The 22,645-nt window shown below is 57.6% G+C and carries 24 protein-coding genes; 18 read left to right on the forward strand and 6 right to left on the reverse strand.

Translation table 11 applies throughout. The features are described from left to right. Positions 1–4 precede the first annotated feature (4 nt). Genes A6F69_RS12640 through bla form a run of 4 tightly spaced genes read left to right on the forward strand, consistent with a single transcriptional unit; the run spans position 5 to position 4,189 of the window. Positions 5–1,333 (forward strand): DUF58 domain-containing protein, encoded by a 1,329-nt coding sequence (locus A6F69_RS12640; protein WP_067601948.1) that lies wholly within the window; start codon positions 5–7, stop codon positions 1,331–1,333. Then, on the forward strand, positions 1,330–2,394 hold the full coding sequence (locus A6F69_RS12645) for a stage II sporulation protein M (RefSeq protein WP_067601950.1): 1,065 nt from the start codon (positions 1,330–1,332) through the stop codon (positions 2,392–2,394). Before A6F69_RS12640 ends, A6F69_RS12645 begins: the two co-directional genes overlap by 4 nt. Then, positions 2,391–3,296 (forward strand): RDD family protein, encoded by a 906-nt coding sequence (locus tag A6F69_RS12650; protein ID WP_067601953.1) that lies wholly within the window; start codon positions 2,391–2,393, stop codon positions 3,294–3,296. The genes A6F69_RS12645 and A6F69_RS12650 overlap by 4 nt, the downstream gene beginning before the upstream one ends. Then, entirely contained in the window at positions 3,293–4,189 is an 897-nt protein-coding gene (gene bla / locus A6F69_RS12655; RefSeq protein WP_067601956.1) for a class A beta-lactamase, read from the forward strand. Before A6F69_RS12650 ends, bla begins: the two co-directional genes overlap by 4 nt. A 3-nt stretch (positions 4,190–4,192) precedes the next feature. Here bla and A6F69_RS12660 read toward each other — a convergent pair whose 3' ends face one another. Continuing rightward, positions 4,193–5,290, reverse strand: coding sequence for an isoaspartyl peptidase/L-asparaginase family protein (locus tag A6F69_RS12660; RefSeq protein ID WP_083984809.1), 1,098 nt, complete (start codon positions 5,288–5,290; stop codon positions 4,193–4,195). Between the two features lie 108 nt (positions 5,291–5,398). Between A6F69_RS12660 and A6F69_RS12665 the strand changes: the two genes are divergently transcribed. Next, on the forward strand, positions 5,399–6,346 hold the full coding sequence (locus tag A6F69_RS12665; RefSeq protein WP_067601959.1) for an SDR family NAD(P)-dependent oxidoreductase: 948 nt from the start codon (positions 5,399–5,401) through the stop codon (positions 6,344–6,346). A gap of 1 nt (position 6,347) precedes the next feature. Here the strand turns inward: A6F69_RS12665 and A6F69_RS12670 are convergent, their stop codons facing one another. The 4 genes from A6F69_RS12670 to bufA2 all read right to left on the reverse strand — a co-directional run bounded on the left by A6F69_RS12670 (position 6,348) and on the right by bufA2 (position 9,344). After that, entirely contained in the window at positions 6,348–7,127 is a 780-nt protein-coding gene (locus A6F69_RS12670) for an alpha/beta hydrolase fold domain-containing protein (RefSeq protein WP_245638251.1), read from the reverse strand. Between the two features lie 208 nt (positions 7,128–7,335). Then, positions 7,336–8,130, reverse strand: coding sequence for an HvfC/BufC N-terminal domain-containing protein (locus A6F69_RS12675; protein WP_067601965.1), 795 nt, complete (start codon positions 8,128–8,130; stop codon positions 7,336–7,338). Further along, the gene (gene bufB / locus A6F69_RS12680; RefSeq protein WP_067601968.1) at positions 8,127–8,957 is read right to left on the reverse strand and encodes an MNIO family bufferin maturase; all 831 of its coding nucleotides are present in this window, start codon (positions 8,955–8,957) and stop codon (positions 8,127–8,129) included. The genes A6F69_RS12675 and bufB overlap by 4 nt, the downstream gene beginning before the upstream one ends. Positions 8,958–9,059: 102 nt before the next feature. Beyond that, entirely contained in the window at positions 9,060–9,344 is a 285-nt protein-coding gene (bufA2, locus tag A6F69_RS12685; RefSeq protein WP_067603161.1) for a BufA2 family periplasmic bufferin-type metallophore, read from the reverse strand. 217 nt (positions 9,345–9,561) lie between these two features. Between bufA2 and A6F69_RS12690 the strand changes: the two genes are divergently transcribed. The 11 genes from A6F69_RS12690 to A6F69_RS12740 all read left to right on the forward strand — a co-directional run bounded on the left by A6F69_RS12690 (position 9,562) and on the right by A6F69_RS12740 (position 17,402). Next, on the forward strand, positions 9,562–9,846 hold the full coding sequence (locus A6F69_RS12690) for a BufA1 family periplasmic bufferin-type metallophore (RefSeq protein ID WP_144573568.1): 285 nt from the start codon (positions 9,562–9,564) through the stop codon (positions 9,844–9,846). 31 nt (positions 9,847–9,877) lie between these two features. Next, positions 9,878–10,342, forward strand: a complete 465-nt coding sequence (locus tag A6F69_RS12695; RefSeq protein WP_067601971.1) for a DoxX family protein — start codon at positions 9,878–9,880, stop codon at positions 10,340–10,342. Then, entirely contained in the window at positions 10,339–10,869 is a 531-nt protein-coding gene (locus tag A6F69_RS12700) for a sigma-70 family RNA polymerase sigma factor (protein ID WP_179946161.1), read from the forward strand. The genes A6F69_RS12695 and A6F69_RS12700 overlap by 4 nt, the downstream gene beginning before the upstream one ends. A 2-nt stretch (positions 10,870–10,871) precedes the next feature. Next, positions 10,872–11,513 (forward strand): NrsF family protein, encoded by a 642-nt coding sequence (locus A6F69_RS12705; protein WP_067601974.1) that lies wholly within the window; start codon positions 10,872–10,874, stop codon positions 11,511–11,513. Positions 11,514–11,635: 122 nt separating this feature from the next. Then, a complete protein-coding gene (gene ispG / locus A6F69_RS12710) occupies positions 11,636–12,775 on the forward strand; it encodes a flavodoxin-dependent (E)-4-hydroxy-3-methylbut-2-enyl-diphosphate synthase (RefSeq protein ID WP_067601977.1) in 1,140 nt (379 codons plus the stop codon). Further along, a complete protein-coding gene (locus A6F69_RS12715; RefSeq protein ID WP_245638252.1) occupies positions 12,776–13,084 on the forward strand; it encodes a hypothetical protein in 309 nt (102 codons plus the stop codon). A 12-nt stretch (positions 13,085–13,096) separates the two neighbouring features. After that, positions 13,097–13,642, forward strand: a complete 546-nt coding sequence (locus tag A6F69_RS12720; protein WP_067601980.1) for a manganese efflux pump MntP — start codon at positions 13,097–13,099, stop codon at positions 13,640–13,642. A 31-nt stretch (positions 13,643–13,673) separates the two neighbouring features. Continuing rightward, positions 13,674–14,555, forward strand: coding sequence for a histone deacetylase family protein (locus A6F69_RS12725; protein ID WP_245638253.1), 882 nt, complete (start codon positions 13,674–13,676; stop codon positions 14,553–14,555). Between the two features lie 43 nt (positions 14,556–14,598). Then, positions 14,599–15,132 (forward strand): retropepsin-like aspartic protease family protein, encoded by a 534-nt coding sequence (locus A6F69_RS12730; RefSeq protein WP_067601982.1) that lies wholly within the window; start codon positions 14,599–14,601, stop codon positions 15,130–15,132. 74 nt (positions 15,133–15,206) lie between these two features. After that, positions 15,207–16,658, forward strand: coding sequence for an NAD(P)-binding protein (locus A6F69_RS12735; RefSeq protein ID WP_067601987.1), 1,452 nt, complete (start codon positions 15,207–15,209; stop codon positions 16,656–16,658). 45 nt (positions 16,659–16,703) lie between these two features. After that, a complete protein-coding gene (locus A6F69_RS12740; protein WP_067601990.1) occupies positions 16,704–17,402 on the forward strand; it encodes a murein L,D-transpeptidase catalytic domain-containing protein in 699 nt (232 codons plus the stop codon). A 3-nt stretch (positions 17,403–17,405) separates the two neighbouring features. Here the strand turns inward: A6F69_RS12740 and A6F69_RS12745 are convergent, their stop codons facing one another. Beyond that, positions 17,406–18,788, reverse strand: coding sequence for a L,D-transpeptidase family protein (locus A6F69_RS12745; RefSeq protein ID WP_083984880.1), 1,383 nt, complete (start codon positions 18,786–18,788; stop codon positions 17,406–17,408). A gap of 169 nt (positions 18,789–18,957) precedes the next feature. On the opposite strand from A6F69_RS12745, the gene A6F69_RS12750 reads away from it, so the two are divergent. Both A6F69_RS12750 and acnA read left to right on the forward strand, forming a co-directional pair. Continuing rightward, positions 18,958–19,857 (forward strand): DMT family transporter, encoded by a 900-nt coding sequence (locus A6F69_RS12750; protein WP_067603174.1) that lies wholly within the window; start codon positions 18,958–18,960, stop codon positions 19,855–19,857. 111 nt (positions 19,858–19,968) lie between these two features. Next, entirely contained in the window at positions 19,969–22,644 is a 2,676-nt protein-coding gene (gene acnA, locus A6F69_RS12755) for an aconitate hydratase AcnA (protein WP_067601996.1), read from the forward strand. Position 22,645 lies beyond the last annotated feature (1 nt).

Consider the following 22,645-nt stretch of genomic DNA (forward strand, 5'->3'; position numbering starts at 1 on the left):
CACCATGAAGCTTAACTTGCCTTTTGTCCCAACAGAACGCGCCGCTTGGCTGGCGGCTGGCGCAGCGCCAGTTGCCGTATTGCTTGGCGCGATATCGCCGGGGGCATGGGTGGTTGCACCCGCAGCGGCAGCGGCACTGTTCATGCTGGTTCTGCTCGACGCATTTCTCGCCGGCGATATTACGTCATGGGATATTGAAGCTGACGATGACGCCGAAGTCGGCGAGGCAACTGATATTGTCGCACACGCCAAGTTCGCGAAAGACCGCATTCCGCATCGTATCGAGGCCGCAGTGCAATTTGATCCGCGGCTGCACGAAGAAGGCCGCGCTACGATCGTTCTGCTTGATGGTAAAGACAGCGCCCGCGGCAAATTCCGCGCCGTACCTTCGCGCCGCGGAACCGCGCGAATTGAACGAGCATGGCTGCGTTGGACAGGGCCGCTAGGGCTTGGCGCCCGACAGGTTGAGCGTGAGTTGGCAATCGATATCCGAATCTGGCCCGACCTGTCGCCTGTACGTAGCGCGGATCTGCAAACTTTCCTGCGCGATGCGCAAATCGGACTCATCGCACGCCGTTTGCGCGGTGAAGGTACTCAATTCGAAGCGCTTTCCGAATATGAGCCGGGCATGGACCGCCGCTGGATCGACTGGAAGGCCAGCGCACGCCACACCAAGCTCTACGCCCGCGAGAACGAGGCCGAGCGCAACAACCAGATCGTGTTTGCCTTCGACTGCGGGCAAGCGATGTGTGAGCCGGTGGACGGATTACCCCGGATCGACCGCGCAGTCTCAGCCGCTCTCACCTGCGCCTATGTCGCGATGAAAGGCGGCGACCGGGTCTCGCTGTTCGGATTCGCTCAGCGCCCGGGGTTGATGACCCCATTCGTCAGCGACACACGCGCATTCCATCGCTTGCAAAGCTCGGCTGCGGAGCTCGATTACCACGCAGTTGAGCCGAATTTCACGCTCGCGCTGGCAACGCTCACCGGAAAGCTTCAGCGCCGTTCGCTGATCGTCCTGTTCTCAGACTTCACCGACCCGACTGCGGCAGAGTTGATGATCGAGAGCCTGGGAAGGCTCGTCAAACATCATCTGGTCCTGTTCGTGACGATCACTGATGCCGAGATAGAGCAGTACGTCGGTGCCGCGCCTGAAGACCTCGCGACCTTGGCGCGCAGCGTTACAGCGGACACTCTGGCCCGCCAGCGCGCGACTGTACTGGAACGCCTGCGTCGCCTGGGGATCGATGTCGTCGACGCGCCGTGGGACCAGATCGGCCCTCAGCTGATTGACCGTTATTTCGCGATCAAGCGGCAGGAGGCGATTGGATGAAGACACCCATTATCGCCCGCTTCGGGAAATCGGCAGAGATCGAGACCCCGCCCGATATCGAAAGCGCGGTCCTGCGCTCTGACCGCTTCCGGCTGGAACGGGAAAGCGACTGGAGGCGGTTGGAAGACATCCTTGCGCGAATGGAAAAAGGCTCGATGCGCCGTGTTACCGACGCAGAACTGCTGGCGCTGCCTGCACTCTACAGGATCGCAGCCTCCAGCCTGTCAGTTGCGCGTGAGACATCGCTTGATCGCGCAACACTCAGCTATCTTGAAACACTGGTTCAGCGCGCCTGGTATCAGGTTTACGGGCCACGGCAGGGCTTGTTCGCATGGCTGCGTGGTTTTCTCTTTGGCGGATGGAGCCGGGCCGTGCGCGGCATCTGGCTTGATGTATGTATCGCGTTGTTCGTGATGGTTGCCGGTACCGTGGTCGGCTGGTTTCTGGTCGCGCGGGACAAAGAATGGTTCTACGCACTCGTTCCGACTTCCATGTCCGATGGACGCGTTCCGGGGGCAAGCCGGGAGCAATTGGCAGAGACACTGGCCACGCATGACAGCTCTGAAGGGTTATCGATCTTCGCAGCAGCTCTTTTCAGCAATAATGCGGGCGTAGCTATTCTGGCTTTCGCACTGGGATTTGCATTCGGTATCCCGTCGCTGTTGCTGCTGGTGCACAATATGGCGCTGCTTGGCGCCATGCTGTGGTTGTTTAGCAGCCAAGGGCTAACCTTCGAATTTGCGGCTTGGCTGAGCGTACATGGCACTACTGAGCTCTTCGCCATACTCTTGTCGGGTGCAGCCGGGCTGCACGTGGGAAGATCCATGGCGTTTCCCGGAGAGCGTACGATCCTGCAAGCTGCATCGGAAAGCGGCAAGCGCGCTGCAGTAGTCATGATCGGCGTGATCGTAATGATGATTGTAGCCGGTTTCCTTGAAGCCTTCCCGCGTCAGTTGGTGGACGGTGCAGAAGGCCGGATGGCTATTGGGGCCGCATTGCTCACTTTCTGGCTCGCCTATTTCTTCCTCTACGGCGGAAAACGCCGCGCAGGTGAAGCATGAGCAGTTCGGTAGCCAACTACACCGAAAAGCGGATACGGCAGGTAATCACACCCGAAGGCTTGTCGTTGCCTTTCACCGTTGCCTCACGCGGGGCGCGGATTGGCGCGCTGTTGCTTGACCTGTTCTTCGTTCAGTTCGCTCTCATCGCGATCTTCCTGCTGCTGCTCTGGACATTCACCGGCCTGTTCGATTTCGAGGGTAATCTCGACAATCCAACGGGCGCGATCGAGTTCATTGTCGTTCTCTGGATTCTGATCAGCTTCGCCGCACGATATGGCTATTTCCTGTTCTTTGAACTGGGCCCTCGCGGGGCAACCCCGGGCAAGCGACTGCTTGGCATACGCGTAGCATCCCGCAGCGGCGCACAGCTAACCGCAGAGGCGGTGGTCGCACGCAATCTGATCCGCGATATCGAATTGTTCCTGCCCATCGCCTTTATTCAGGTGGCCCCCAGCGGCGCGGCAGGAAGTGCAGGTTGGGCCGGGATGATCTGGTTCGTCATCTTCATGTTGATCCCGTTCCTTAACAAGAATGCCTTGCGCGCAGGTGACATCATCGCAGGCACTTGGGTGGTGGAGGCACCGCGCATCAAGCTGCAGGATACGCTGTCAACACAAGGTGCTGCCAAAGGCACCAGCCTGGTTACGGGGGCCCGATATGACTTCGGCGAAGACGAACTCTCAGTCTATGGCGAACAAGAACTGCAAACGCTTGAGCGGGTCCTGCGGGAGCAAAATCAAACTGCGCTGGAAAGCGTCCACGCGGCAATTTGCCGAAAGATCGGGTGGGAACCGGGCGGCGGTGATGAGCGGGCTTTCCTTGAAGCGTTCTACGCTCAGTTGCGCGCAAAACTTGAGGGCGATATGCGCTTCGGCAAGCGCAAGAAGGACAAGTTTTCATGAGTTGGCATCGTCGCACGATACTCGCCGGAATCGGATCTGCGTGCGCAGCCGCATGTGTACCGATTGACCCATCGCGCAGAGGCAGGTTGGCAGCAAAGCTGAACATCATCGAGGCCGCTTCTGGGGGAACTTTGGGGGTCGCTTTCCTCAACACCGCAACCGGCGCGATCATGGGACACAACCTTGGCACACGCTTTGGCCATTGTTCCTCTTTCAAGCTGTCGCTGGCTGCGCTGACATTGTGGCGCGACCAGCAATCCATTGATGACGCTGACCGCCTGGTCCGCTGGAGCGAGGATGAACTTGTTGCCTACTCGCCCTTTACCGCCCCGCGGACAGAGCAAGGCGCAACTTTGAGCGCGCTGGCCGAGGCGACACAGAAGACCAGCGACAACTCGGCCGCGAATGTCCTGTTGCGCGAATTCGGCGGTCCGGAAGCGTTGACCAGATTCTGGCGTTTGATTGGCGATACGGGCAGCCGCCTCGATCGCATAGAGCCTGCGCTCAATCATGTACCCAAAGGCGAGCTGCGCGACACAACCACGCCCGCCGCGATGGTGCGGACCGTGGCGGCGCTATGCTTTGGCGAAGTGCTGAAAGACGCGAACCGGCAGACCCTGCGCCAATGGGTGGTCGACACAAAGACCGGCGCACGGCGAGTGCGCGCTGGCTTGCCCGAAGGCTGGACTGCGGGAGACAAGACCGGCACTTCATTCTGGCCCGGAATGGCCAGCCTTTACGTCGATATCGGCTTCGCTACGCCTCCGGCGCGTGCACCGTTGACCTTTGCGACCTATTATCGCGCGCCAAACATCCAAACCGGGATAGATCCACGCTCTGAGCAAGTGCTGGCGCAAGTAGGCGAGGTTTTGGCGGAGTACGCCACATTATAAATCTCAGTGATCGGGCGTGTCCGAGCCGGTTTCCTCGCCGCCGAAGATCGCGACCTCGTTCGTGCCTTCGCTATTCGCGCGTCCACGATACATGCCGGCGGTGTTGAAGCTGTAGAGCGCATGGCCTTCAGGCGTGACCAGGATGATCCCGCCATCACCGCCGAGTTCCTTGACTTCGGCCATTACATCATCGGCGGTTTGCTGAGCGCGATCATGTCTTACCGCGCTGGCATCAACCTTCTTGCGGCCAATCAACCGGCGAAGCGAAGTGAGAAGTTCTTGCTCCTCGCCCTCAGAAGCAATCCGCAACCGCGAGCAGATCTCCTGTGCCACGCCCACGCGGATAAAGTACTCGCCCCAGCCGGTGGCTGAAACCGCGCAGCTACGATTGTCGGCATAGGTTCCGGCTCCGATGACCGGCGCGTCACCAATCCGGCCCCAGCGCTTGCCGGTCATGCCGCCGGTGGATGTGCCAGCAGCCATATTGCCGTCCTGATCCAGCGCCACCGCGCCCACTGTGCCGAATTTCAGATCGACATCCAGTGCCGATAGTTCGCGGGCCTTCATCCGTTCGAGCGACTCCTTGCGAGCCTCAGTTTCGAACCAGCTCGGATCGACACTTTCGATGCCACGCTCTGCGGCGAATTGCTCCGCGCCTTCACCCATCAGGAAGACGTGCGGACTATCGGTGCGCACCTTGTCCGCTAGCAGGATCGGGTTCTTGATGGTCTTTACGCCCGTGACTGCACCCGCGCTGCGATCGCGCCCGTCCATGATTGACGCATCAAGCTCGTTCTCGCCTTCCCATGTGTAGACCGCACCTTTGCCCGCATTGAACAAAGGATTGTCTTCCATCAGCACAATGGCCGCCTGAATGGCATCCATCGCGCTGCCCCCATCGGCCAAGATCGCAGCGCCAGCATCCAACGCTTCCTGCAGCGCCGCTTCATATTCAGCTTCCTTTTCCGGGGGAACGCTATCCGGCTTTATCGTGCCTGCCCCACCGTGGATCGCGATCGACCATTTGGGACTGTCCTGTGCCAAAGCAGGTCCTCCAAGAATTGCTGAAACCAGGGCGAGCAGCGAAAGCAGTTTTTTCATGAGGCACACTATTCGTCAGTGCGATGGCGATAGCAACTGCCTTTTGCGTTTGGTGATGGACCACTTGAGAGTTAGGCTAGAGATCAGAGCAAAATTGGGAGAAACGGCATGGCATTCGGCGCACAATCGACAGCGGATGAAGTACTGGAAGGACACGATCTGTCAGGGAAAACCGTGTTCGTAACCGGCGGCAATTCCGGTCTTGGTCAGGAAACGGCGCGCGCGATGGCTGCAAAGGGTGCGCATGTCGTGATCGCCGGGCGCGATCAGGCCAAACTCAACGAAGCCAAGGCGGCGATCGAAAGCGACGTCAGCGGCGCGAATGTCGAGACGATCATTGGCGATCTGGGATCACTGGAAAGCATTCGCGCATGCGGCGCAGAGGCGAATGAACGTTTCGATAAAATTGACCTGCTGATCAACAATGCGGGCGTCATGGCGTGCCCCAAGGCGCAGACTTCTGATGGGTTCGAAATGCAATTCGGCACCAATCACCTAGGTCATTTTGCGTTGACCAAGCACCTCATGCCCCTTGTTCTCAAGGGAGAAGACAAACGTATCGTCAACCTGTCCAGCCGCGGGCATCACTTTGCCCCGGTCGATCTGGATGACCCCCATTTCGAACATCGCGAATACGAAAAATGGACAAGCTATGGTCAGGCCAAGACTGCGAATGTGCTGTTCAGCCTAGGGCTTGAGCAACGCTTCGCAGATAAGGGAGTACACGCCTATGCGGTGCACCCAGGCGGTATTCAGACAAATTTGGGGCGGCACCTGACAGAACAGGATATCGAAGCGCTATTGGCACGTGTCACCACCAGTGACAGGGCGTTTGAATGGAAGACCATTCCCCAAGGTGCAGCAACAAGCTGTTGGGCCGCGACCGCTCCTGAGCTTGAAGGCAAAGGCGGGCTCTATTGCGAAGATTGCCATGTGGCCGAGAATGACGATGAGTCGTCTGCCGGAGGCGTGCGCAGCTATGCAATCGATCCACAGATCGCTGACCGGTTATGGACGGTCAGCGAGCAGATGACTGGCGAAACCTTCTCCGCTTAAATCAGCCGCGCACGAATTCGCTAACAAGCTTCAAGCAATCCTTGGACTCGCGCGTTGGCAGGATTGCCATAAAGACATGCGGCGCACCGGCATATTCATAGAGCTGAACATCGCCGCCCGCGGCGGATAGCTTTTCCGTGAAAGTCCGGCTGTCGATCACGAACAGGTCGTGCCGCCCGACATAGATATGCGTTGGCGGAAGCTGCGAGAGTTCAGCTTCGCTGGTGTAGAGCGGGCTGCATTCCGGCGCCTTGGGATCGGTATCGCCTGCCCAGATTGTGCCAAGTTCGCGAACAGCGTCGACTTTCAGCATGAAGTCATTTGGTTCCACCTGGCGCATGGCTTCGTCGGCCATCGTCACATCCAGCCATGGCGCAAACAGCACAAGCTTGCCCGGTTTTGCGCCACCATTCCGGATCGACCGCAAAGCCAGCGCCAAAGCCATATGACCGCCGGCGCTGTCACCGGACAGGATGATATTCGACGCATCCCACTGCTCCAGCAGCTTCGCATAGGCTGCGTCTGCCACCGCATCCTGGGCTTGCCTCGTGCTTTCCGAGGCAACTGGGTAAAGTGGTACAGTCACACTCGCCCCAGTGCGTTCGACCAATTCGGCAACCAGCGGCCAGTGTACGTCGAACATCGGCAACACGAAACCGCCGCCGTGGAAGTAGAGGATATGGCGCGCACCCTTCCCGGTCTTGGGGTGCAAGGTAACGCAATCGTGACCTGCTGCTTTCCAATTCTCAACTTCAAACTTGGAGTTAAAGCTGTCAGGCATGGGGGCGTCCGGCGGCAGCTTTCGTCCGTCAAGGAAAGGGGCCACCTCTTCTAGAGTCTTTGGAAAGACGCTTGGCCGTTTGGAAACCACCCATACCAATATGCGCATCAAGAGACTGGGCTTAGCGCTACGTAGTTCACCGACTGACATTTCGGGCCGACATCCTTCTTCTGTGTCAACGAAATCTCTGAACTATCGAGATTAACTGTCAAGCCTCGATCGAGGCGATCAGCCCTTCATTCAGCCATCGCCCCAGCAATGCACCTGCCCGCATCGCCGCATCGTGCATTTGCTCTTCGGAAGGACTTTCACCCGCCAGAAACATGCAAATTTCCCCGTAAGGCGTGCCCGCTTGTGCCGCTTGAAAGGCGCGCGCTTCCTCAGCGCTGCCCATCATGAAAGTTGAACGCTCGCCTTCCCGCCAGACTAGGACCGAGTGCGGCATATCATAGTTTGCTTGCGGCCGGTCGAATTCTTCTTCGTTCAGTGCGTTCCAGATGGCGCGCAGATCATGATGCACTTCGCGCGCTGCCGCTCCGGGCAGGAATGCCACGCGCAGATTGGTCCATTGCTCCTCACCAAAGCCTGCCGTCTGTGCGCTGAAATCCTGTGCGCCCAAAGGTTCAACATTGGCCGCTGTGAAGGCTTCCAGCATCGTCCATTCGAGCCAAGCTAACTCCGCGACCTCGCCATCATTGCGAAACAGCTCTGCACAAGTTGCATCAAATCCCGCGCCTGCATCGTCCAGCGTCCAGCTCGACGGCGGGTTGGTAATCACATGATGCGCAGCCGCGCGTTGAAACGCAGCTTCGCCAACCCAGCGTTCGGTCTTTGCATATGTGCTCTTGAGCGCTTCCACCAGCGAGGAGCGATAGTTGCCGCGGTACACGTTCATGCCGGCAGAATGGCGGTCGCCCCAATCTTCGGGAAGTGGCGCATCGTGATCGAGCACTTGCGCCATGAATGCGGACTGGCGATCAGCCAAGGATTGCGCGCCGCTCATGCAGGCACACTTTCGCGAGCCAGGCTCCGCGCGCAATCAAGCTCTGTCAGCAATTCAGGCAAAGGCGGGATCTTGTCATCACGTTCGATCATGGTCGCGACTGGTTGTTCAATCATCGCCATGGCCTTGGCATAGAGCGCCCAAACATCATCGCAGATCTCGCGATCATGCGTATCGATGATGATCTCTCCGGGTGTGTGCCCCGCCAGATGGATCTGCCGCACACGCTCAAGCGGCAAGCCGGCCAGATAATCGTCTGCGCTGAAACCGTGGTTCTGTGCGCTGACATAGATATTGTTCACATCCAGCAGCAGATAACAGCCGGTGCGGCGGGTCATCTCACTGAGAAATTCCCACTCCGCCATCTCGTCTTCCGGAAAGGTGATATAGCTGGAGGGGTTTTCGAACAGCATCGGCCGCCCGAGATAGGATTGCGCGCGGTCGATATTATCGCAAACGACTTGCAGCGCCTCTTCCGTCAACGGCAATGGCAACAGATCATGGCTGTTGTGCGCGCTGGTGCGGGTCCAGCACAGGTGGTCTGAAACCCAAAGAGGATCGATCCGTTGTTCCAGCCGCTTCAGCTTGGCGAGATAGCATTCATCAAGCCCGACGGCTGAACCGATCGACATCGACACGCCGTGAATGATCACCGGGTGCCTTGCGCGAACTTGCTCAAGAATGCGGAGTGGGCGGCCGCCATCAACCATGTAGTTTTCGCTGATCACCTCAACGAAATCGACAGCCACGTCACGGTCAAGAAAGTGGGCGTAGTGAGAGCGCCTCAAGCCAAGGCCGAAGCCACCGAACGGTTTGATTGCAGTCATCGTCTCATTTCCCGAGCAAAAAGTGGTGACCCGGCACGCCGACGTGATCCGGGGGTAGAGGAAGCGCGGAACGCCAGGCCACCATGCCGCATCAATCAGCGATCAAAGATCGCCGATTGTGCCGCCAGCGCTAAGGCATTCGCCAGCTTTCATGGCCTTGAAGCCATGACCAGCGCATTCATTCTGACCCTTGCAAGCGTTTTCGGTTGTCGCGCAGTCAGCCTGGCCCTTGCACGAATGCACGCCATAGCAATGCACCACATCATCCGCGCTTAGCGCCTTGCCGCTGCTTCCCGCCGGTGGCTCTGCACCGAGGGCTGCAACTGATGACAAGGCCATTGCGCCCGCGAGTGCTGCAAAGGCGGTTCTGCGTGTCTGGGTACTCATGAAACTCTCCACTTCAAATTGCGCGACATCCCAGTGCGGATGCCACGAGGGGGTAATTGTCCAACCGGACACAGGCATGTTCGTTGAAAACAGGCGGCGGGTTACTCGAGCGAAAAAATATCATGCCCTGTAACTGTTCGCGGACTGGCCACGAACCAACAGGCATCTCCGGCACATCGCCGGATCTTGAGTGTAAAGTTCAATTTGGAGAACCCCTATGCCTACCAATTCAATCGCGAAGATCGCCGGCATTGCACTGACAGCTGGCATCACTGCCGGTCTGGCCGCAACCCCCGCCGCCGCTCAGAAGCAGCCAATGGAAAAATGCTATGGCATTGCCAAGGCTGGCAAGAATGACTGTGCAGCCGGCCCTGGCACCAGCTGTGCCGGTTCATCTACCCGCGACTATCAGGGCAATGCATGGAAGCTGGTTCCGAAGGGCGCATGCGAAAACATCGAGACGCCCAAGGGCAATGGCTCACTGAAACCGATCAATCGTTGATTGATAAGAACAATTGCATAGGAGAAATGCCATGAGGTCTGTTGTTGCATTATATGATCGCGCGGTCGGCCTTGTCGCGAATGTAATTGGCGAAGCCTTCGCACTGCTGCTGACTCGCGTTGCGCTAGCCGGGATCTTCTGGCGTTCGTACAAGACTAAGGTAGAGGAAGGGACTTGGCTGCAAATCACTGATACGCAGTATTTCCTCTTCGAAGACCAGTTCTCAGGTCTGCCGATACCGACCGACCTCGCCGTACCCATGGCAACCTATGCTGAATTTCTTTTCCCGATCCTGCTGGTGCTGGGTCTTGCGACGCGATTTTCAGCGGTAGCATTGCTGATCATGACGCTCGTCATTCAAATCTTCGTATTCCCGACCAGCGATCATTTCTTTGGCTGGGCAATGGTGCCGATTGCTCTCGCAGCGGTCCTCATTGCCCGCGGAAGCGGAATGCTCTCGGCCGACGCAATTGTCGTAAAGGCTCGCCGACAGTGATCGCTGAAGAAGCCACCCTAGCCCGCCTTATGGCGGCAGCACAGAGGGGCGACAAATCCGCCTACAACGTGCTGCTGTCAGAGGTGAGCATGTGGCTGGAGAGGTATTTTCGCAAGCGCGTACCGCCTCATCAGCAAGATGATCTGGTTCAGGACGTTCTAATGGCCGTACACAACAAGCGCGCGACCTATGATGTGACCCGGCCATTCCTACCATGGCTGGCAGCGATCGCCCGCTATCGTTGGGTCGACCATCTGCGTAAGGTCTACAAGCATGAAAGCGACTTGCTGGAAGACAATGATGCATCGGTCGACAGTGATGAAGATGTAGTCGAGGCCCGCGTCAGTCTCGAACGCCTGTTTATCCATCTTCCTGACGCGCAAGCAGAAGCAATCGAACTCGTGAAGATCGAAGGACATTCGATCCGCGAAGCATCAGAAATGACCGGCCAAAGCGAAAGCCTGGTCAAAGTGAATATCCATCGCGGCCTGAAGAAGCTGGCCGCGATTGTCGAGAAGGCAGAATGACAATGAATAAGAACCGCGACAAACTGATCGCAGGACTTACCGATGACCTGACCCCCGTCCGCAGCTTCAAACAGCGCGATGGGATAGCGATGGTAGCTGTTGCCGCTGCGCTGACACTTATCGGCGTGCTGGCTATCGAGGGTTTATGGTCTGGCGCGTTCCAGGGCGAAGCCGCGCCTTTCTTTTGGGTGACGAACGGCTTGCTCTTGCTGCTTGGCCTCGCCAGTGCAGGTGCCGTGATCGCCATGGCCTCACCCGGCGTAGGTAATCGCCACGATGCACCAAAGTGGTCCTTTGCCATGTTGCTTGTACTGCCATTGGCCGCATTTATCAGCTTGCTGTCTCACGGACTCGGCACAGCCGCACATAACGATCCGTTTGCGTTACATTGCTTTACAGCATCGCTTATCGCTTCGACGGGTATCGGCGGCGCGTTGAGCTTTTGGTTGCGCCGAGGTGCGCCCGTATCCCATGAAGCAGCGGGCTGGTTTACCGGCATTGCTGCTGGCGCGACCGGCACGCTGATTTACGGCATGTCTTGCCCCGTAGATAGTGTGACGCATCTAGGCATATGGCACGTTGTTCCTGTGGCGGTTGCCACCATTATAGGTCGATTGATCGTGCCGAAACTTATCGTTTGGTAGGACGCTATAGCCAACAAATTGAGTTTAAGGGGTGCCGATTCGGCGCCCCTTCTTCTTTACCCGATTGCTGATCACACCAACTGTCATTGCCCCTTCATGTTGCGGTGACTATATGCCAACGCATGTCATCCGTTAGACCTTGGCGCGACATTGAACGTCGCCAGAGCCGCCAGATCATGGTTGGTAACGTGCCGGTGGGCGGCGATGCGCCCATCACTGTGCAAACCATGACCAACACCCCGACCGAAGATGCGGTTGCCACGATCGACCAGATCCGGCGCTGCGAAGAAGTGGGCGCAGACATCATCCGTGTATCAGTGCCAACGGTTGAAGCGAGCGCCGCATTTAGCAAGATTACAAAAGCTGCGCGGGTTCCGATCGTGGCGGATATTCACTTCCACTACAAACGCGCATTGGAAGCCGCAGACGGCGGTGCTGCCTGCCTGCGCATCAACCCCGGTAATATCGGTTCGTCAGAACGTGTGACTGAAGTTGTCCGCGCCGCGAAAGCAAATGGTTGTGCGATCCGGATCGGCGTGAATGCTGGAAGCCTGGAAAAGGACCTGCTCGAAAAGTACGGCGAGCCTTGCCCGGAAGCGCTGATCGAAAGCGCGCTTGATCATATCAAGCTGCTGCAGGATCATGATTTCCACGAATACAAGGTAGCGGTGAAGGCAAGCGACGTGTTTCTGGCAGTCGCCGCCTATCACGGGCTGGCCGAAGCGGTCGATTGCCCGCTGCACCTGGGTATCACCGAGGCAGGCGGCCTGATCGGTGGCACAGTCAAATCCAGCATCGGCATCGGTTCGCTGCTGTGGGCAGGCATCGGCGACACGATCCGTGTCAGCCTGTCGGCAGAGCCAGAGCAAGAGGTCAAAGTCGGCTTTGAAATGCTAAAGGCGCTGGGCTTGCGCACCCGCGGCGTGCGGGTCGTGTCTTGCCCCAGTTGTTCGCGGCAAGGGTTTGACGTGATCCGCACGGTCGAAACGCTCGAGAAACGGCTTGAGCACATCAAGACTCCCATGTCGCTCTCTGTGCTGGGCTGTGTGGTCAATGGACCCGGCGAAGCGCGTGAGACCGATATCGGCCTGACAGGCGGCGGATCGGGCAAGCATATGGTTTATCTTTCAGGAGTGAAGGATCACCATATCGAGAGCGACGATATGCTGGATCACATAGTCAAGCTGGTCGAAGAAAAGGCTGCGAAGATCGAAGCAGGCGAAGCTGAAGCATTCGATCCGCACAAAGTGGCGGCGGAATAGATGAAAAAGGCTTCCACTTCTTCAGCGGATCAGACGCGGTTTGAAGAGGTGAGCGAGCCTGCTTCGCTACCAGCAGTTGTGAACGAAACGGCGACACCCGCAAAGGCATCTGGCGCGCGAGCGATCGGCGCAACCGCAATAGGTGCCTTCGCGCTTGGCGCATTGGCCATGGGCGCTGTCGCGATCGGTGCCATGGCGGTTGGTCGAATGGCGATCGGCAAGCTGCGAATACGCGATGCCCGGATTGACCGGCTGCGCGTGGGCAAGATCGAGATCAGCGAGCCACCAGATTCGAACGCCCGCCGCTAAACCGCAGCACCAATGCTGACTGCATTCTCACTTGCTATTGCATTGGCGATGGATGCGTTCGCTGTAGCGCTGACACAAGGCGCGCGCTTCCGGCATGATTGGAAGAGCGTGGCTCTCATCGCAATGGCGTTTGGCCTATTTCAGGGTCTGATGCCGTTAGCCGGTTGGCTCTTAGGCAGCCTAGCCTTGCCATTCGTCGAAGCCTGGGACCATTGGATTGCAGGCGGATTACTCGCAGCGCTGGGCGTACAGATGATCTGGTTCGGTGGAAACGAGAGTGAAGGTCCCGCCAGACTTTCGGGCTTTGCCTTGTTGGCAGCGTCGATTGCTACGAGTGTTGATGCATTTGCGGCCGGTATAACTCTACCGACGATGGATTTCCCACCACTGGCAAGCTGCGCCTTGATTGCGACAGTAACTGCTGCTCTCTCAGCGATCGCAATCGAACTGGGACAGCGAGCCGGCGACAAGTTTGGCCGCCATGCAGAGATTGCCGGTGGCGTGATGCTGATTGCGCTCGGCGCAAATATCGTCTTCGATCACACGATAGGTGCTTGATATGCTCCACGTCGTCCATCACGCTGATTACATGGCGCCGCGCCCAGAGCGCGGCACATTCAAATTCGACAAATATTATCTTGTGATGGAGGCACTTCGCGACAGTGGCGCGGCCATCACTGAACATGCTCCAGAGCCGATGCCCCGCAAATGGCTGGAGGCGGTGCATTGTCCCACCTATGTCGATGAAGTCTTTCGCGCCAACGTCCCGCGAGAGAAAGAACGCCGAATTGGCTTTCCCGTAACCGCGCAAATTTCCAGCCGTGTGAGGCACACGAACGGTGGGACCTGGCTGGCCGCCCTGCTCGCAAAACGCCACGGCTATGCCGCCAACAGTGCTGCGGGCAGCCACCACGCCTTGCATGACACAGGTGCTGGCTATTGCGTGTTCAACGATCTTGCCGTTTCCGCAAACCGATTAATTGCTGAAGTGGCAGCCAAGCGAATCTTGATTGTCGATCTGGATGTGCATCAGGGCGACGGCACGGCCAGTCTGCTGGCAGGACGTGAGGACGTGTTTACATTCTCGATGCACGCCGAGAAGAATTTTCCGGTGCGCAAGGCACGCTCGAGTCTGGACGTTGCCCTGCCCGATGGGGTCGATGACGATGGCTATATGGACACGCTCAACAGGCATCTTCCGGAGGTGCTGACTCACTTTGCTCCGGACCTTGTTCTGTATCAGGCTGGCGTCGATCCCCACGCACAAGACCGGCTCGGCAGACTCGCGCTGACCGACGGCGGCCTCGAAGCACGTGATCGATATGTTGTCAGCGAAATGCGAAGGCGAGCCCTGCCAATCGCAAGCGCACTTGGTGGTGGATATGGTGAGGATCAGCGCGAAGTTGCCGCAAGGCATGCCCGTTCAATGCTGGCAATGGCCGACGAAAATATCAAATTTACAGTGGTTTAATAGACTTTAGAGAGACTTAACCCGGCTAGACTATTCTGGAGCAATGCTCGGAAAGTATGTCGCCTTTGCAATTGGTGTATGCGGATTTGCGCTGCTGATCGTGCCCTCTGGGGATAACCAGTTTGCGACTGAATCAGGCCAAGAACGCGAAGTGATGTCGGTTCATGTTGATCCCGCGCGTCAGCAATCAAGCAACGCCTGGTACTCAGGCGATCATACCCTGCAGCGTGAAATGGACGGCCATTTCTATGCCAATGCCTATGTCAGCGGCACACCAATCCGTATGATGGTCGACACCGGTGCCAGCGTCATAGCGCTGACCGCCAATGATGCGAGCGCCGCCGGTCTTTATTGGGACAACAGCGAGGTCCGACACATTGGATCTGGTGCAAGTGGGGCCGTGTATGGCGTGCCGACCAATCTTGCCGAAGTCGAGATCGGCGGCATGGTTCGCCACAATGTCGACGCCGTGATCATCCCGGATGGCCTCGAGATATCCTTGCTCGGCCAATCCTATTTGGCTCAGATCGGATCGGTCGAGATCAATGGCAGCCAAATGGTGATGAGCGGCAACTAACACCGTTTCGCTCTTACGCAGTGCTGTGCTAGGCCCGCTATGGTCGCAGCGGAGTAAACGCAGGGAGCGTACGCATGGCCGAGTTCGAGACCGATTATCTGATTGTTGGTGCCGGCGCTGTTGGCCTTGCCTTCGCTGATACGCTGATCGACGAAAATCCTGAATGCCATATAACCTTCGTGGACAAACACGCCAAACCCGGCGGGCACTGGAACGATGCCTATAGCTTCGTCGCCTTGCATCAGCCCAGCGGCACATATGGCGTCAACTCGATGGCATTCCCAAGCGAACAGATTGATACGCAAGGGCCCAATAAGGGTCTGTTCGCGCTCGCGAGCGGGCAGGAAGTGCTCGCATATTTTGAGCGGCTAATGAACATGCGTTTACTACCAACGGGGCGCGTCGAATATCATCGCCTGAGCGAGTATACTGGCCGTGACGAAAATGGCGTCGCCACTATCCGATCGATTCTGAACGGTAGCGAAAAGACAATCAAAGTCCGCCGCAAGCTGGTTGATGCCACGTTCTATCAGACTAGTGTTCCTTCCACGCACACCCCGAATTTCGAAGTGGCTGCGGGTGTCGAACTTGCCGTTCCGGGCGATCTGCCCGCTCTCTGGATGGAGCCAGATACTCTACCTGATCGATATGTGGTTCTGGGCGCGGGCAAGACCGCGATGGACACTGTCGTATGGCTGATACAAGCCGGGGTTGAACCGGACAGCATTAGCTGGGTCCGTCCACGCGAAAGCTGGCTATGGAACCGCGACTACACGCAACCGGGCAAGCAATTCTTCGAACAGGTCATGAGCATGCAGCTGGCGCTGCTTCGCACCGCGGGTGAGGCACAGGACGGTGCAGAATGGATGCGCAAACTGGGTGAGCAAGGCTATTATCTGCGTATTGACGAGAGTGTCGAGCCAGAGATGTTCCATTACGCCACCATCAGCCAGGGTGAAGTAGATATCCTGCGCCAAGTGAAGGACGTGATCCGGAAAGGCCGCGTGACTGCACTTGAACCCGGCAAGATGATCTTCTCTGGCAGCGAAGTCTCCGTGCCTGAGGCGACAATCTTCATTGACTGCACCGCGTCTGCCGTACCGTTCGAAGCCCGCCAGCATTCGGGGCCATTGTTTCGCGGTGCCGAAATTGTGCTGCAACCGCTCCACGTGCCGATTGTCACATTCAGCGCGGCGATGGCTGCGTTCATCGAAGCCCACATTGAGGACGACAACGAGAAGAACCTGCTCGCAAGTCCGGGCCCGCTAACCGATACCCCCGCTACGTTCCCCTATGCGCAGATGATCAGCATGATGAACCGCGGGGCATGGTCACAAAAACCGGAGATTATGGCGTTTCTCGCTCGGTCACGGCTCGACAATGGTGGTCCTGTGATCGCTGAGTTGATGGCGGAGAACAGCCCGCGCCTCTCCATACTGGAGGAATTCCGGGAGGCGGCCCAGAAGCACATGCCCGACCTGATCCGGCTGGGAATGCAAGCCAAGGCGATTCATGAAAGTGCATAATCCTGTTCCATGGAACGCAAGAGATGCGCTATACATTGTGTTGTTATGAAGCGGCGCGAGATCCTGATCGGCGGTTTGGCGGCCAGTGCGGCACTGGCCGCGCCCGCGCGTGCGTTTGCACAAGTGCAGAAAGGAACTACGCGGGATCGCGCCCTTTTCGAGATCGCCAAGCGAGAGCTCGACCGCGCAGGAGATGCTATTTGGAAGCGCGATATTGTCGGAATTGCAGATTTCGGCCTGCATTCAGCCAATCGGCGTTTTCACTTCGTCAATCTTGAGCGCGAGGAAGTCCAAAGCTTCCATGTCAGCCACGGCTCGGGCTCGGACCCTGAACATGATGGCTGGCTCAACAATTACTCTAATGTTGAAGGATCGAACGCCACCAGCCGTGGTGCCTATGTGACGTGGGAATGGTATCAGGGCCGCTTTGGAACTTCGGTAAGATTGGGAGGGCTTGATCCGACCAACGACGCCGCGCTCCAACGCTACATCGTGATGCATCGTGCCAAGTATGCGGAGCCTTCGCACGTCGAACGCTGGGGGCGTCTGGGACGTTCAAACGGGTGTTTTGCGCTGGGTGAAGAGCAATTCCGCATAGCACTGCTCAACCTTTCAGGCGGCAGATTGCTTTTTGCTGACAGCCTGGGGCTGGAAGAAAACGGTACGCAGGTTGCGCTCAATATCGATCCGCTACAGCCTGATCGGCCTAGCCTCGCTCAACGGTATGCGCCGGGCTCATACTGACCCTTAGGGCGCATCCTGCAAGTTATCTTCGATTACGATAATTTCCTGTTCGAATGTACGTGATTTATCTGCCTTGCGCGGCTTTGCCAGACTGGCCAGCACAGGCGCATCACGGCCATAGATGTCATCGAACTCCTTCAATTCACCATCAATGTCCGTCGCCATAGTGAAATAGGTTATGTAAACCGGCAGGCGACGCTGAACAGGGACCAGTTTGTATTTGCCGGAAGTCGCGATTTCGACCGCTTCCTCCTTCGTCACACCGCGGCCCAGAATTGCCATCGTAATCGCCAGTTCCAGGGCGCGCTCGGTGCGGATGCAACCGTGGCTTAGCGCCCGCATTTCGTCCGCAAACAGATGGCGTGACGGCGTATCGTGCAGGAAGATCGCATGCTCGTTGGGCATGTGTATCTTCATCCGGCCAAGCGAATTGGCCGGGCCGGGCTGCTGAACCACACTGACCCAGCCATCGTGTTCGGTGCGCGTGTAGCCTTGCGCACGAGCCCAGGCAGGATTGTTCAGGACTTTGTTTCCTAGCCCTTCACCGACAACAATTGACTGCGGCACAGTCCAGGTTGGATTGAAAACAACTCCTTCGACAATCTCTGCAAGTTGAGGGGTTGCAGTGCGTCCTGGCTTGCCGACGATCGTACGATAACTGCTGATGATCTTGTCTTTGACTGTAAGACGCAGCTGGTACTCCGGCACATTAGTGATCAGATATTGATCGCCAAGATCGCGCGCCAGCCAACGCCAGCGATCCATGTTCGCGCGGATCAGTTGCCGCGTCTCGATGTCCTCTTCAGGCGTCGCTGCCAGCGCATCACGCAGACGCGCATAGTCAGGATGTGTCGGCTTTATCCGTTCAATCACTCCCGCGATATCGCCGGTTCCCAAAGCTTCTCGCATCAATTCGCCGCTGCGAAACAGATCGCGATCCGGATCAATCACAAACCACTGCTGGCGCGCATCCATCGTTGTACGTCCATCGCGCAAATCCTCTATCAGCCAGACAAAGGCTTGGCTTGCAACTTCGCTCAGACGATCAGACGCGCCATGACCAATCTGGGCCATCAGCTCTGAAAGACGGTAATCGACGGGGTCGAGACCTTCCTTCCCAATGTCCCGAATGATCAGCGCCAGCGCTGAGGCCTGCTCGGGCGTCCACTCTTGTATGAGAGGCACCACTTCCGCCCCATATTCGCCCTGAACAACGGGATCAGACACCATGCGGGGGAAGGCCTCTTCCATGCTTTGCGGCACCGGTTCCTGCTCGACTTCAGAATTGGCCTGCTGGGCAGACTGAGCGAGCAGGTCTTCCGGCTGCATATCCTGCGCAGCAGCGTCGGCGGCGCCAAGACCTAGCGCCACCCCAGCCAAGATCATTTTGCGCAATCCGTATTGCATCGAACCCCTGTTCCCTGCCCGATCGGGCCAATTGGTTGCTCATGAGAAGCTATCTCACCGTGCAATCTCTATCAATCGGGGACCCTTTCAAGCACCTGAATTACTTTATTGTGATGACGCCGGACAACACTCAACCTATGGCAAGCTGATGAACGACCGTCACAATATATTGCTGCCAATGGCAGCTGCACTGTTGGGCGTCGGTTTTCTCTCATTGATGGACGCATTCATGAAGGGTGCCGCCTTGGCGGCTGGCGCATATAGCGCATCGGTTCTTCGCTCGGCCATGGGCACAGCGATTATTGCGCCGATATGGCTTGGAACGGGCGGGCGCTGGCCAATCAGGCCTGTTCTCAAGCTGCATCTGTTGCGCGGCACCATCTCCGGTTTCATGGCATTGAGCTTCTTCTATGCGATCACAAAGCTCCCGCTTGCAGAAGCCATTGCGATCTCCTTCATCGCGCCCCTAATCGCGCTGTACCTTGCGGCGATCTGGTTGGGCGAAGTGATACGCAAAGAATCAATTCTTGCATCGATCCTTGGCCTTGCCGGGACAGTGGTGATCGTAAGCGGACGCTTGGGCGAGGCGGAATATCAGACCGAGACGCTGCTTGGCCTTGGGGCGATACTCTTTTCGGCAATACTTTATGCGGTGAACTTCATCGTTATTCGCAAGCAAGCTCTGGTGTCCGGTCCGGCAGAAGCGACCACCTTTCACAGCGGTGTTGCGTGCCTGGTTCTACTTGTTTTCGCGCCGTGGTTCTTGGCTCTGCCAGACCCGGCTGCACTACGCGACATAGCGGTCTCGGCGGTGCTGACCGTTGCTGGCGCGTTTGTCCTGACCTGGGCTTATGCTCGCGCCGAGGCGCAAGTGCTTGTCCCAATGGAATATTCAGGATTCCTTTGGGCAGCCCTTTTCGGATGGATCTTCTTTGCCGAAGGGGTAACAGCCACAACTCTTACGGGTGTCATTTTGATCGTGGCGGGGTGCCTACTGGTGGCGAGGCGCAAAAAACAGCCGTTGCCACCCGAACAAACCGCGATCTAGCCCTCGACCCTCTTGACCTTGAGCGCGCTAAAGCGCAGTTGGCGCAGCAAATGCAGTGCCTCTGATGGTCTCACGACGGCACGCTACACCACGAAAGGATGAAACCACCCCATGACTCAGGTCGGCAAGGACACGCTCGGAACCCGCTCAACGCTTAACGTCGGCGGCAAGGAATATGCCTATTACTCTTTCGCCAAGGCATCGGAGACGATTGGCGATGTGTCGAAGCTGCCTATCTCGATGAAGGTCCTATTGGAAAACATGCTGCGCTTTGAAGATGGTGGCTTCACGGTTGGCACAGACGATATTCAGGCGATTGCTGACTGGCAGAAGAATCCGGTCACAGGCAGTGAGATCCAGTACCGCCCAGCCCGCGTGCTGTTGCAGGACTTTACCGGCGTTCCGTGCGTGGTGGACCTTGCTGCGATGCGCGATGCGATTGCCAAACTTGGCGGTGACACTGCTAAGATCAACCCGCAGGTTCCCGTGAACCTCGTGATTGACCACTCAGTGATGGTCGATGAATTTGGTCACCCCAAGGCATTCGAAAAGAATGTCGAGCTTGAGTACGCGCGCAACGCAGAACGCTATGACTTCCTGAAGTGGGGATCGAAGAGCTTTCAAAACTTCAGCGCGGTCCCTCCGGGCACCGGCATCTGTCACCAGGTGAACCTTGAACATATCGGCAAAGGCGTGTGGTCCAGCGCAGATCAGGATGGCGCAACTGTTGCCTATCCTGACACTTGCGTTGGCACAGACAGTCACACCACGATGATCAACGGCCTTGGCGTGCTTGGCTGGGGCGTGGGCGGCATCGAAGCCGAAGCTGCCATGCTGGGTCAGCCGATCTCGATGCTGATCCCTGAAGTTGTCGGTTTCAAGCTGACGGGAGCGATGGCCGAAGGCGTGACCGCAACAGACCTCGTGCTGACATGCGTGCAAATGCTCCGCGAAGTGGGCGTGGTCGGACGCTTTGTTGAGTTCTACGGTCCGGGCGTCTCGAACCTCTCTCTCGCTGACCGTGCAACCATCGCAAACATGGCGCCTGAATATGGCGCGACATGCGGTTTCTTCGGCGTCGATGACAAGACGCTCGACTATCTGCGTTTGACTGGTCGCAGCGAAGAGCAGATCGCGCTCGTCGAAGCCTATTCGAAGGAACAGGGTATGTGGTTCGAGCCGGATAACGTGCCGGTATTCTCGAACACGCTTGAGCTCGACATGGCATCGGTTGTGCCTTCGCTGGCTGGCCCCAAGCGCCCGCAGGACAAGGTGATTCTTCCTGAGGTCGACGAGCTGTTCAACGGCGACCTGGCCAAGGTTTACGGCAAATCCGCCCCCGCGCGTGTCGCGGTCGAAGGCAAGGACCACGACATTGGCGACGGTGACGTTGTCATTGCGGCGATCACCAGCTGCACCAACACGTCAAACCCGGACGTGCTGATCGCAGCAGGTCTGGTCGCGAAGAAGGCAGTCGAGAAGGGCCTGAAACCCAAGCCTTGGGTCAAAACCTCGCTCGCACCGGGCTCGCAGGTTGTGACAGACTATCTCGTAAAGTCAGGCCTGCAGGATGACCTTGATGCCATCGGTTTTGATCTGGTTGGCTATGGCTGCACGACCTGCATCGGCAACTCGGGCCCGCTTGCACCGCCAATCAGCAAAGCGATCAACGGCAATGATATCGTCGCGGCGTCAGTCCTGTCGGGTAACCGCAACTTCGAAGGCCGCGTCTCACCCGATGTGCGCGCGAACTTCCTCGCGTCGCCGCCGCTAGTGGTGGCATATGCGCTGAAAGGCACAGTCACCGAAGACATCACCACCACCCCGATTGGTCAGGACCAAGACGGCAATGACGTGATGCTTGCTGACCTGTGGCCGAGCAACGAAGAAGTGCGCGAGCATCGCACGAAGAACATCGACCGCGAAATGTTCGAAACCCGCTATGCCGATGTATACAAGGGTGACGAGCACTGGCAGGCCATTCAGGTTGAAGCATCTGACACGTATCAGTGGCGTCCGGGCAGCACTTATGTTGCGAACCCGCCTTACTTCGAAGGTATGGAAATGACGCCGGCACCTGTGACCGACATCACCGATGCAAAGCCACTCGCGATCCTTGGCGACTCCGTCACGACTGACCACATCTCGCCAGCTGGCGCGATCAAAGAAGATAGCCCGGGCGGCGAGTATCTGATGAGCAATCAGGTCGCGAAGGCTGACTTCAACTCATACGGCTCACGCCGCGGCAATCACGAAGTGATGATGCGCGGCACCTTCGCCAATATCCGCATCAAGAACGAAATGGTTCCAGGTGTTGAAGGTGGCTACACCACTTACAATGGCGAGCAGATGGCGATCTATGAAGCCGCGATGAAGCACAAGGCCGACGGTACGCCGCTGGTCGTGATCGGCGGTAAGGAATACGGCACTGGCTCATCGCGCGATTGGGCGGCGAAGGGCACAATTCTATTGGGTGTCCGCACTGTGATCGTCGAAAGCTTTGAGCGCATCCACCGCTCAAACCTTGTCGGCATGGGCGTATTGCCGCTGCAGTTCAAAGCTGGCGACACACGTGAGACGCTGGGCCTGACAGCTGATGACACGTTCAGCATCAAAGGCCTCGCCTCGCTTGAGCCGGGTCAGGACGTGGAAGTCGAAGTCACCCGCAAGGATGGTACAAGCTTCAGCTTCACCGCGCTTTGCCGCATCGATACCGCGAACGAGATGGAATATTACCGCAACGGCGGCATTCTGCATTACGTTCTGCGTAAGCTTGCGGCTGCGTAAG

It is taken from the genome of Altererythrobacter ishigakiensis (assembly GCF_001663155.1).
GTDB lineage: Bacteria > Pseudomonadota > Alphaproteobacteria > Sphingomonadales > Sphingomonadaceae > Erythrobacter > Erythrobacter ishigakiensis.